Annotated in this window: 9 protein-coding genes; 2 read left to right on the top strand and 7 right to left on the bottom strand. The window is 47.5% G+C overall.

Annotation, left to right across the window (positions count from 1 at the left end; all coding sequences use genetic code 11):
- Positions 1-21: 21 nt before the first annotated feature.
- Entirely contained in the window at positions 22-1,299 is a 1,278-nt protein-coding gene (locus tag ACJB0T_RS05815; protein ID WP_479292642.1) for a cytosine deaminase, read from the bottom strand.
- 19 nt (positions 1,300-1,318) lie between these two features.
- On the bottom strand, positions 1,319-2,563 hold the full coding sequence (gene codB, locus ACJB0T_RS05820) for a cytosine permease (RefSeq protein ID WP_479292643.1): 1,245 nt from the start codon (positions 2,561-2,563) through the stop codon (positions 1,319-1,321).
- Between the two features lie 414 nt (positions 2,564-2,977).
- Between codB and ACJB0T_RS05825 the strand changes: the two genes are divergently transcribed.
- Positions 2,978-3,712: an RNA methyltransferase gene (locus ACJB0T_RS05825; RefSeq protein ID WP_479292644.1), complete on the top strand. Its 735-nt coding sequence runs from the start codon at positions 2,978-2,980 to the stop codon at positions 3,710-3,712.
- 109 nt (positions 3,713-3,821) lie between these two features.
- Here the strand turns inward: ACJB0T_RS05825 and fdxA are convergent, their stop codons facing one another.
- Entirely contained in the window at positions 3,822-4,145 is a 324-nt protein-coding gene (fdxA, locus tag ACJB0T_RS05830; protein ID WP_042501725.1) for a ferredoxin FdxA, read from the bottom strand.
- Between the two features lie 251 nt (positions 4,146-4,396).
- Here fdxA and ACJB0T_RS05835 point away from each other — a divergent pair, with 251 nt between their 5' ends.
- Positions 4,397-6,025, top strand: coding sequence for an NAD(P)/FAD-dependent oxidoreductase (locus ACJB0T_RS05835; protein WP_479292646.1), 1,629 nt, complete (start codon positions 4,397-4,399; stop codon positions 6,023-6,025).
- An 81-nt stretch (positions 6,026-6,106) separates the two neighbouring features.
- Here the strand turns inward: ACJB0T_RS05835 and ACJB0T_RS05840 are convergent, their stop codons facing one another.
- The 4 genes from ACJB0T_RS05840 to hutU form a co-directional block, all read right to left on the bottom strand.
- Positions 6,107-6,937 carry a DUF481 domain-containing protein gene (locus ACJB0T_RS05840; RefSeq protein WP_479292648.1) on the bottom strand — a complete coding sequence of 277 codons (831 nt, stop codon included), beginning with the start codon at positions 6,935-6,937 and terminating at the stop codon, positions 6,107-6,109.
- 178 nt (positions 6,938-7,115) lie between these two features.
- On the bottom strand, positions 7,116-8,129 hold the full coding sequence (locus tag ACJB0T_RS05845) for a lytic polysaccharide monooxygenase (RefSeq protein ID WP_479292649.1): 1,014 nt from the start codon (positions 8,127-8,129) through the stop codon (positions 7,116-7,118).
- Positions 8,130-8,269: 140 nt separating this feature from the next.
- Positions 8,270-9,802, bottom strand: a complete 1,533-nt coding sequence (gene hutH, locus ACJB0T_RS05850) for a histidine ammonia-lyase (protein ID WP_479292651.1) — start codon at positions 9,800-9,802, stop codon at positions 8,270-8,272.
- A gap of 10 nt (positions 9,803-9,812) precedes the next feature.
- Positions 9,813-11,534, bottom strand: a complete 1,722-nt coding sequence (gene hutU, locus ACJB0T_RS05855) for a urocanate hydratase (protein ID WP_479292653.1) — start codon at positions 11,532-11,534, stop codon at positions 9,813-9,815.
- Between the last annotated feature and the right edge of the window lie 48 nt (positions 11,535-11,582).

Raw genomic sequence — 11,582 nt, forward strand, 5'->3', positions numbered from 1 at the left:
TAACCTCGCAGTTGAAGACTGTTAACGTTGGAATGTGACGCTTTCTTCAGTGTCTAGGTGAATTGAGGTTTCTGCCGGTTTAGTGTGGGCAATGACTTCACCTTTGCGGATAGAGTAGCCAACTGGAACTTGACGGCGAACGGCATCGAAGCCATTTGCTGCAGGTAGCAACAGCAGGCTGCCAGGCTTACCAGTTTCAATTCCATAGTTGTGATGAATGTTTAGTGCCTTAGCCGAGTTGTGGCTGATCATATCCAATGATTGGTTGATTTGGTCGTATCCCATCACTTGGCAAACATGCAGTCCCATATGCAGAACTTGCAGCATATTCGCTGTGCCTAGCGGGTACCAAGGGTCAAACACATCGTCGTGGCCGAAACAGACATTGATGTTAGCTGCTAGCATTTCTTTGACGCGCGTTACGCCGCGACGCTTTGGATAGTCGTCGAAGCGGCCTTGCAGGTGAATGTTCACTAATGGGTTCGCTACAAAGCTAATGCCCGACATTTTCAGCAATCTAAACAGTCGTGACGCGTAGGCGCCATTGTACGAGCCCATTGCCGTTGTGTGGCTCGCCGTTACGCGATCGCCCATGTCGAACTTGTGTGCCAAGGCTGCAAGTGTTTCTACAAAGCGCGATTGCTCGTCATCGATCTCGTCACAGTGAACATCAATCAAGCAGTCGTACTTACGCGCCAATTCAAACACGTAGTGTAGAGATTCCACACCGTACTCACGAGTGAACTCGAAGTGTGGGATAGCGCCAATGACGTCCGCACCCAGTTTTACGGCTTCTTCAAGTAGCTCTTTGCCATTTGGGTAAGACAAAATGCCCTCTTGCGGGAATGCCACGATTTGGATGTCTACCCATTGCTTCATCTCTTCGCGCACTTCAACCATAGCTTTGAGCGCAGTAAGCGTTGGGTCAGATACATCGACGTGGGTACGCACGTGTTGAACGCCGTGAGCAATTTGCCATTTCAATGTTTGTTTAGCACGGGTTTTTACATCTTCAATAGAAAGCATAGCCTTGCGCTCAGCCCAGCGCTCGATACCTTCAAACAGCGTACCAGAAATGTTCCAGCTCGGTTCGCCCGCAGTTTGCGTGGTGTCGAGGTGGATGTGCGGCTCACAAAATGGCGCAGTTGCCATTTGGCCCGTTGCGTCAATCACACGTTCAGCAGCGAACGATGTGGTTCCTGCTGTTTCAATCGCTTTGAACACACCTTCTTCGATAAGAATGTCGAACTGGCCTTGTTGACCATTGATGGTTGCGTTCTGAATAAGCAAAGATGACATGGCATCAAATTCCTAGTAATTAAGCGTCAGCGTTTTCTAGCTGAGCGGTTTTTGCATTAAGAAGACGGTTTAGTACAAGATAGCTTAGAGCGCCACCCAGTACGGCATTCAGTGGCACAACGCCTGGTAAGAAGTTACCAGCAGCGACGCCTAGTGCGACGGCAATGATACCTGCCCAGTTTACCGTTTGGAATTTTGCTGTTTCAAAATTTGCGTAACGCTTACGGTTGATCAAGAAGTCTGCGATGATCACGCCGCCAATCGGTGGAATAGCCAAAGATAGGAACGTAAGCCAACCAACAAAGTTGTTGTATAGCCAAAGTGCACACAAAGTACCTACAACACCGTTCGCCATCGACAAGTATTTACTTGGTAAACCGGTGACGTTTGAGAAACCAAGGCCAGAAGCGTAAAGCGCGTTGTCGTTGGTGGTCCAGATGTTCAGACCCAGTACGATGATAGCCGGAAGTAACAGGCCTTGAGCGATCATCACTTCAGAAATGTCTGATTGACCTGTTACCGATGCACCAGCAGCGCCAAAGATGAACATCAACGAGTTACCAATAAAGAACGCTACCATGGTAATGAATACCGCGCCCATTGGTTTTTTACCGAAGCGCACGAAGTCAGCGGTAAGCGTACCCGCACTGACAAACGAGCCCACTACCATTGCAAGAGCAACAGAGAAATCCAACGGTTCAGCGGGTTGGATTTTTTGTAGTTCGGCAACACCACCTGCACTATCTACCGCCGTTAGTACTGAGTAACCACCCAATAGTGCAATTGCAGGAACCGCGACTGCCGACAGCACCATCAAAGCAGAGATGCCAAAGTAAACTGTAGCCGTCATTAGAAGGCCACTTACCAAAATTAGAATGTTGGTATCAATCCCCGTCGCTTTTTGTACCGGGATCGCGAACATAGCTACGCCAACACCAAACCAACCGACTTGAGTGCCACCAAGGAGTACAGAAGGAAGCCAAGAGCCTTTAGAACCGAAAGAGAAACGAGCAAGAAGGTGAGTGGAGAGACCAGTAGAAGCGCCGATGTAACCGAGGAAAGAAGTGTAAATACCGAGGATGAGGTTACCGATGAGAACAGCGAGGAAGAAATCATTGAAAGCAAGTCCAGTACCGAGGGAGCCTCCGGTCCACATACTTGCGGAGAAGAAAGTCAAACCAAGCATTACCATGGTTAATGAAGCGACTCCCTTCCTGGCCGTTGCCGGAACTGGCCCTAAACTGTAGTTGTTATCCGCAGACATCTGATACCTCACAATTCATTAAATCTGTTTTTTCGTACGTTTACCTGTATTTCAGGCAAACGGCGCGTATTATGGTGATGTAAATCACAGAGTCAAGCGCTGAATTCTTCAAAAGTTGCGGTGTTTTTTAGGTGTGCTTTTATTAGTGCCTATGAATCATAAGGTTAATGAAAGCCAATCTAATAAATATATTGCTGATTTATTTTCTATCAAACCAGATAAACGTTTGCGTTCAGATATTGATGTGTGATTTTTCTTGGTTTGATTGAAAAACAGCAATATGACGTTAAAAGCATAGGTTTAGATGACGACTATAGTCTCTGGTATCGTTGCGCGCATCCGCACTCGTATTCCCGCTCGCATAGTTTTGCCAATTAAGTATATAATGCGCCCGCTTTTATCTGAGGTAAGACAATGATTTCAAAAAACCAACTAAAACTGCTGAGAGCCCTTGGGCAGAAAAAACAGCGTAAAGCACACGGCCTATTTTTGGTTGAAGGCGAAAAGAATGTGCTTGAGCTTGTCGCGACTTCATTGAACGTAAAGCAAGTCTTTGCCACGGCAGAGTTTTTAGCTAAGCATGCGAGTGAGCTTCGTGCTTATGAATGCATTGAAGCTACCTTAGATGAACTGACAAAAGCGAGCTCGCTTGTTAGTAACAATGCAGCGGTTGCAGTGGTTGAGATCCCTCAGACAGATGCACCAGAAGCAAAAGGGATGATGATCGCTCTAGATGGTGTTTCAGATCCTGGCAACTTGGGCACGATTATTCGTATTGCTGATTGGTACGGCATTAAACACATTGTCGCCAGTACCGATTGTGCGGACCCTTACAACCCTAAAACCATTCGTGCGACGATGGGCAGCTTTGGTCGTGTACAGGTAACGTTACTCGACTTACCTCGTTATCTTAACGAAGCAAAAATACCGGTATATGGAGCGTTCTTAGAAGGGGAGAGCGTTCATACGACAAACTTTTCTCAGCAAGGCATCTTATTGATGGGCAGTGAGTCGCACGGTGTGCGCGCCGAAGCTGAGCAATATGTTTCGGATAAAATCACTATTCCGGCGTTCGGCGGCGCAGAATCGTTAAATGTTGCTATGGCGACTGGTATCATCATGGATAACTATCGTCGTCAGCACAGTTGATCGAACACGGTTGATTGGTATACGAAGCTAATATAGATTCAAAAAAAGGCGTCACTCATTGATGAGCGATGCCTTTTTTATAGTCGGTATTTGGAGTCAGCAGTAGCGATTACTTCTCCAACATACCCAGCTTGTTAGGTACGCCGTTCCACTTTTCTGCTTCATCCATTGCTGGTTTGACCTCAGTTTGAACTGGCCACACTTCAGAAAGTTCTGCGTTGAGTTCGATAAACACATGTTGGTCATCGGTGAGCTCATCTTCTTGGAAAATGGCTTGAGCGTCACATTCTGGTACGCATAGGCCACAGTCAATGCATTCGATTGGGTTGATCACCATGAAATTTGGGCCTTCGTGAAAGGCGTCAGCAGGGCATACCGCGACACAGTCGGTATATTTACATTGAATACAGTTATCGGTAACGACAAATGCCATGATGGTGAACTCTTATTAGCCAAATTTGTGGAGGGGCGATAATACTGATCCGAGCGCAAAATTCAATATCTTGGCGCTACTTGATCTCTTTGTTACCCGTCTAAGTCGCAATTAAGTATGACAGACAAATCAAGTTAACGTAAAATGCGCGCCATTGTGAGCGAGCAAGCCTTAAGTTTAAACCATCCGTTTAAGCTATTCGTTTAAAGAACGGGTTTGTAAGCTAAGACACCAACGACGTGAGACCCTCCATGATACGTTTAACTGAAATCAAACTTCCTCTTGATCACGAGGAAGGCGAAATTTCTCAAGCCATCCTAATTAAACTCGGTATTTCTTCAGACCAAGTTACCTCATTCAATGTGTTTAAGCGTGGCTATGACGCGCGAAAGAAAACCCGCATCTTGCTCATCTACACCCTAGATGTTGAAGTGAAGAATGAAGCGGCTCTGCTAGAGAAGTTTGCTGATGACCCACACGTCAAAGTGACTCCAGATATGGAGTACAAGTTTGTAGCAAAAGCACCTGTCAACCAAACTGAGCGACCAGTCGTCATCGGTTTTGGTCCATGTGGCTTGTTTGCAGGACTGATTTTGGCACAAATGGGCTTTAAACCAATTATTGTTGAACGTGGCAAAGAGGTTCGCGAGCGTACTAAAGATACCTTTGGTTTCTGGCGTAAGCGTACACTTAATCCGGAATCTAACGTGCAGTTTGGTGAAGGCGGCGCAGGTACGTTCTCTGACGGTAAGCTCTACAGCCAAGTGAAAGATCCAAAACACTATGGCCGTAAAGTTATTGAAGAATTCGTGGCTGCGGGTGCACCTGAAGAGATCCTTTATGTGAGTAAGCCTCATATTGGTACCTTTAAATTGGTGACCATGATTGAAAAGATGCGCGCAACCATTCTAGAGCTTGGCGGTGAGATCCGCTTTAGTACGCGTGTTGATGACATTCACATGGAAAACGACCAAATTACGGGTCTTACTTTATCGAATGGTGAAGAGATCAATACTCGCTATGTAGTGCTAGCCGTCGGCCACAGTGCTCGTGATACGTTTGAAATGCTGCATGACCGCGGCGTGTACATGGAAGCGAAACCTTTCTCTGTTGGCTTCCGTGTTGAGCACAAACAGTCAGTGATTGATGAAGCGCGCTTTGGTCCAAATGCAGGTAACCCAATCTTGGGAGCGGCTGACTACAAATTGGTTCATCACTGTAAGAATGGTCGCACGGTATACAGCTTCTGTATGTGCCCAGGTGGCACTGTTGTTGCCGCGACGTCGGAAGAAGGTCGCGTGGTGACCAATGGTATGAGCCAGTATTCTCGTGCCGAGCGCAATGCCAACAGTGCGATTGTAGTGGGCATCTCTCCAGAGCAAGACTACCCAGGTGACCCACTAGCTGGTATTCGCTTCCAACGTGAACTAGAAAGCAACGCTTACATCCTTGGCGGTGAAAACTACGATGCGCCAGCACAGAAAATTGGTGACTTCCTAAAAGGTAACGACCCAAGTGCATTAGGTGATGTCGAGCCGTCATTCACTCCAGGTATCAAGCTGACTGACTTGTCGAAAGCGCTACCGGATTTCGCTGTTGAAGCCATTCGTGAAGCAATCCCTGCATTCGATAAGAAGATCAAAGGTTTCTCTGGTGCAGATGGCCTATTGACCGGTGTTGAAACTCGTACTTCTTCACCAATATGCATCAAGCGTGGTAAAGATTATCAAAGCGTTAACTTAAAAGGCTTCTACCCAGCGGGTGAAGGTGCGGGTTATGCAGGCGGTATTCTTTCTGCTGGTATTGACGGTATCAAAGTTGCAGAGGCGCTTGCCATTGCGATGGTTGAAGATCTTGTCGAGCAACCAGCTGAAGCGTAAGTCTCTTTAGACGGTAAAAAGTCCATCGGATTATGATGGGCTTTTTTGTATCTTTATGATCTTGAACTAGAAGTTTTTTAGTTAAAAAGCGTAGGTCAGCGTTGCCATTGGACCATAGAACTTAAACTTGGCATCGAGATCGGCAAATTCACGGCCGTAGTCAACATTAATTTCGTAATAGCTGTAAGTAGCGGCTAGACCAAAATCTTCGGTGAACTTGTATTCGATGCCAGCACCTAAGTCGAGAAGCAGACCTGAGATATCCTCGATGCTAAGGGCAAAAACTTGCGCGTGTCCTAATAAGTGCCAACTGTCAGTAATCCGATAGTCAGTGATTAAACCAATATTGGGCAGCGGTGCAGTGAGATCGGTGAACTCTTCGTCTTTGACAGGGATGAGGGTTGGGTCATCTTGGTCAATACGGTAACCAAGTTCGCCTCCAAAGCCGACATTGAAATTCATGATGTGAAGACCAATAGAGGCTTTCCAATCCCAATCTTCACCATCATAAAATTTATAGTTGTAGCCAAAGCGAAGTATATCGATATTGAGGGTTGAATCTATTCGCGCTCCTGCTTGCACTTCTTTGTCCGACTCAGGTATCTGGAAAGGTTTGGTAACTGCGACATTACTCGCTTTACGGTGTAGGCTGCGCCAATCCAAAAAAATACCATGACGTTCATTAAAGTCGTAGCCGACCAAAAGATAAGGTAGGGTCGAACGCTCTTTTAGGCTCAAATCAGACTCAAAATCTAAATCAAAACGAGTGTCTGTTTGCGGATTGGTAACACCGATAGAGGTATCTGCTTGGGAAAAAAACGCGCCACCGGCCATATGAAATTGACCAGCTAGAGTTGGGGAGGTTACCGCACATGCAAGGCCGCCTAGCGCGACCAGATGACGAAGATCCATTTCTATCACCTTACTATTGATTAACTGACATCATTTTTATGAATCGAACAAGTTCAATATATCAGAAGGTTATGGAAATGTTTAGGTTGTATCTTGGTTGTAATGGGAAGGGCTGCGTAATCGTAAACGCATAAATAAAAAGGCTCCAAACAAGTTGGAGCCTTAGCGCTAGAAATGGTTAGTTAAGTTTATTCCAAGCTGAATCCCAGTGACTGCCAGTACCTGGTTCAAATTGAGTGGCTACCGGAGACCACTGCTTGCAGTAACCAGAGTGTGGGAACGGCTTACATTGGTAAATAGCGCCGTCACTTGCCAGTACTTTGGTGCCTTCTGTGTAGCTTTCCACACCTGTTGGGAACACAAAGTCGTAGTCAGTTGGTGCAGTTTGGTCGACGAGCATGAAATCTTGCGTGGTTTGATCAAGCAGGTTGCCTTTTTCGTCACGAACACGGGTAACCAGCATGTGATGACCTGGCTCAGATTTAGAAAGAGCTAAGACAACATTTTTGCTATCACCATCGTTTAACGCAAGCTCACTGCCAGCAAGTGTTTCTTGGCCGTGGTTGTAGACACTCATTGAAACATCTACTCGGCCGACTGCCGTAATAGTTAGAGCAAGTTCCGTTGGTGTGGTGCCAATAACGTATTGCGTTTCAAGTCCTGTTACGTCAGCACCTGATGCAGGAGGCGGCGTTACGATGTCATAGCCAATTTCAACGCGATCCAATCCGCTATTATCAGCCACGTAGATAGTGTTAGCACCAAATACTGGAGCGATGTTGCCGCTGCTGTCTGCTTGACCGGCTTTGATATCCGTCGTGCTTGAGTTAATGGCGCTTGCTAATGCATGCGACCATTGGGTAGCAGCACCTTGTTCGTTTGAACTAATGGTAATGCTGGTGGATAGGTTTGGCAGTTCACCGTTAGCATCAAACACACGGGTATAAACCGAATCACCCACTTTCAGATCCATTGTTGGGTTGATTGTACCTGCTTGCGTCCAGCCTGGAATGCCTGGCGTGGTGCCTTCAAACTGCACATCAATCACGTTGTAAAACGCCGCTGCAGTATCACCCACATCCCAATAAGCTAAGATCACTTGGTAGCCTTCACGTTCAGGGACATTACACTGGTGAGTCGTTAGCTTTGGTGGTTTCTGGAAGGCACTTCTACAAATTAGTGTAATTTGCATCAAAATAACATTTTTTGGACGAATGTTCTGACATGTTGAGCTAATGTCGCATTTAATGTTGATTTTATCATTGGGTGAGAAATTCACTTACCCAAATTAAGTACGTTATTTAGGCAAGTGAATTTAGTGGTGTGATACTGTTAGATACTTGGCAGTAAGTTAGCTGGCATCAGCGCATTGTGGAGCGACAACTTTATGATCTCGTCAGCTTTAGCAATGTCTGGAGCAAAGTAGCGGTCTTTATCATAAAATGGCACCACTTCTCGTAGGATTTGTTTACCCTGCTCAACAAGGGGAGCCGAGGTCAGTGGTGCCCTAAAGTCGAGCCCTTGCGCGGCTGCGAGATACTCAACAGCAAGGATCCCTCGGGTATTCTCCGCCATGTCTTTCAGTCTTCTCGCAGCAAACGTCGCCATCGACACATGATCTTCTTGGTTAGCCGAGGTAGGCAAGCTATCTACAGAAGCAGGGTGTGCCAAGGTTTTGTTCTCACTCGCCAGTGCGGCAGAGGTAACTTGAGCAATCATAAAGCCTGAGTTTACTCCGCCGTTGTCGACCAAAAATGGCGGTAGTTTGCTTAGCGCACTGTCGATAAGTAGCGCCATTCGTCGCTCGGACAAGCTACCAATCTCTGCGATAGCCAGTGCTAAACCATCGGCCGCCATCGCGACTGGCTCAGCATGGAAATTACCACCAGAGATGATATCGCCATCGTCAGCAAAGACTAACGGGTTGTCTGATACCGAGTTAGCTTCCACTTGCAGGCTATCAGCGGCATTGCGGATTTGCTGTAAACATGCTCCCATGACTTGTGGTTGGCAGCGAAGCGAGTAGGGATCTTGAACCTTTTCGCAGCCTTGGTGGGAGTTGCCAATGTCACTGCTATTGCCAAGAAGGTGACGATAAGCGTGGGCAGCGTCCATTTGTGAGCGATGACCGCGTACGCGATGAATGCGCGGATCGAATGGTCGACGACTACCCAGCGCGGCCTCTACTGACATTGCGCCGCACAATGTGGCTGACGCAAACAAATCTTCAGCCAAGAACAGTCCTTCTAAAGCAAAGGCGGTAGAAGCTTGGGTGCCGTTGAGTAGCGCCAGTCCTTCTTTAGGGGCGAGGGTAATTGGCTCAAGTCCGGCAATTTGCAGTGCTTCGAGCCCGCTAATGATTTTGCCATTGTGACGCGCTTCACCTTCACCGAGTAATATCGTACTCATGTGGGCAAGTGGGGCGAGATCCCCAGATGCACCGACGGAGCCTTTTTGTGGGACACACGGATACACCTGTGAGTTAACCAATTCAATCAATGCATTAATGACTTTAAGGCGAATACCGGAGAAACCACGAGCTAGGCTGTTGATCTTCAGCACCATCATCAGTCTGACGGTTTCATCACTCATCAGCTTGCCAATACCCGCGGCGTGCGACAGCACGATACTCTTTTGCAGCACTTCAAGGTCGTCAGGCTCAATTCGAGTGTTGGCCAGCAAACCAAAGCCCGTATTGATGCCATAGACGGTGCGATCTTCGGCGATAACTTGCTCAACAATCTGTGTGCTGGCTTCAATGTCATCCAGTGCTAGAGGACTCAATGACAGATGCAGAGGCGAGCGACTAATTTGACGTAACTGAGCTAATGTAAGCTGCCCTGGGAGTAGTTCTAACTTCAACATATTCTGCTCCTTATCCATGGCTGCTGTCTTGATGGTTAGATTCATTACTTTCCATCATCGGCAGGTCAAGGCCTTGTTCGCGAGCGCATTGCTTGGCAATGTCATAGCCGGCATCGGCATGACGCATAACACCTGTCGCAGGATCGTTGTGAAGAACGCGGCCTATGCGGCGCGCGGCATCATCAGTACCATCACAACAAATCACCATACCGCTATGCTGGGAGAATCCCATACCTACACCGCCACCATGGTGTAGCGAGACCCAAGTCGCACCGCCAGAGGTGTTCAGTAGTGCATTGAGCAATGGCCAGTCGGATACCGCATCAGAACCATCCATCATGCCTTCAGTTTCGCGGTTCGGGCTCGCGACAGAGCCTGAATCTAGGTGGTCACGTCCAATCACAATAGGAGCTTTGAGCTCGCCATTTTTGACCATTTCATTGAAGGCTTGGCCTAGACGTTCACGATCTTTCAGGCCAACCCAGCAAATTCGTGCTGGCAGTCCTTGGAACTGAATGCGCTCGCGTGCCATATCAAGCCAGTTGTGCAGATGAGGGTTGTCCGGTATTAGCTCTTTCACTTTTTGGTCGGTTTTGTAGATATCCTCAGGATCGCCTGATAGCGCTGCCCAGCGGAACGGTCCCACGCCTTCGCAGAATAAAGGTCGAATATAAGCTGGAACAAAACCCGGGAAATCAAACGCGTTTTCAACACCTTCTTCTAGTGCCATTTGGCGAATGTTATTGCCATAGTCAGTGGCGACCGCGCCTTTTTCCTGCATATCTAAGATGGCTTGAACTTGTACTGCCATAGACGCTTTTGCTGCTTTGACGACCGCTTCAGGATCACTTTCGCGCTGCTGCTTGGCAAAATCCATCGTCCAGCCTTGAGGCAGGTATCCATTAAGTGGATCGTGAGCGGAAGTTTGATCAGTGACGACGTCAGGCGTGATGCCTCTTTCGACAAGCTCAGCATAAACATTAGCGGCATTACCTAGCAGGCCGACAGAGATCGGTTTATCGCTACTTTTGATGATGGACAGCGCCTCATCCAGAGAGTGTGCTTTAGTGTCGACATAGCGAGTATTAAGTCGGTAGTCGATACGCGATTCATCACATTCTACCGCTAACATAGAAAAACCGGCCATGGTCGCAGCAAGAGGTTGCGCACCGCCCATACCGCCTAGGCCACCTGTTAGGATCCATTTATTCGCTGGGTCGCCCTTAAAGTGTTGTTTAGCGATGGCGACAAAGGTCTCGTAAGTGCCTTGCACTATGCCCTGAGAACCAATATAGATCCATGAGCCAGCGGTCATTTGACCGTACATCATCAGGCCTTGTTTATCGAGCTCATTAAAGTGCTCCCAGTTTGCCCAATGAGGGACAAGGTTGGAGTTGGCGATCAACACGCGTGGTGCATCTTTGTGAGTAGGGAAGACACCGACGGGTTTTCCAGACTGAACCAATAAGGTTTGATCGTCTTCAAGACGTTTTAGCACTTCGACAATTTTGTCGTAGCAAGCCCAGTCACGAGCTGCGCGCCCGATACCACCATAGACCACCAGTGATTGCGGATGTTCAGCCACTTCATCATCCAAGTTATTCATAAGCATGCGAAGCGGTGCTTCAGTGAGCCAAGATTTCGCGTTGAGCTCGGTACCACGTGGCGCTTTGATGGAGCGAGTGGTGTCGAGTCTTGAGTTATTTGAATGTAAGGGTTGTTTATCAGTCATTGTCATTTCCTTTTGAACTCTGCCTTGCTCGGAGCTTTTATTCTTTTA

This window comes from Vibrio sp. CB1-5, from assembly GCF_059412285.1.

What these genes read in the sequence shown, in the direction of transcription:
- ACJB0T_RS05815 (WP_479292642.1), bottom strand. Translation starts at nt 1,299, where the DNA reads ATGTCATCTTTGCTTATTCAGAACGCAACCATCAATGGTCAACAAGGC.
- codB (WP_479292643.1), bottom strand. Translation starts at nt 2,563, where the DNA reads ATGTCTGCGGATAACAACTACAGTTTAGGGCCAGTTCCGGCAACGGCC.
- ACJB0T_RS05825 (WP_479292644.1), top strand. Translation starts at nt 2,978, where the DNA reads ATGATTTCAAAAAACCAACTAAAACTGCTGAGAGCCCTTGGGCAGAAA.
- fdxA (WP_042501725.1), bottom strand. Translation starts at nt 4,145, where the DNA reads ATGGCATTTGTCGTTACCGATAACTGTATTCAATGTAAATATACCGAC.
- ACJB0T_RS05835 (WP_479292646.1), top strand. Translation starts at nt 4,397, where the DNA reads ATGATACGTTTAACTGAAATCAAACTTCCTCTTGATCACGAGGAAGGC.
- ACJB0T_RS05840 (WP_479292648.1), bottom strand. Translation starts at nt 6,937, where the DNA reads ATGGATCTTCGTCATCTGGTCGCGCTAGGCGGCCTTGCATGTGCGGTA.
- ACJB0T_RS05845 (WP_479292649.1), bottom strand. Translation starts at nt 8,129, where the DNA reads ATGCAAATTACACTAATTTGTAGAAGTGCCTTCCAGAAACCACCAAAG.
- hutH (WP_479292651.1), bottom strand. Translation starts at nt 9,802, where the DNA reads ATGTTGAAGTTAGAACTACTCCCAGGGCAGCTTACATTAGCTCAGTTA.
- hutU (WP_479292653.1), bottom strand. Translation starts at nt 11,534, where the DNA reads ATGACTGATAAACAACCCTTACATTCAAATAACTCAAGACTCGACACC.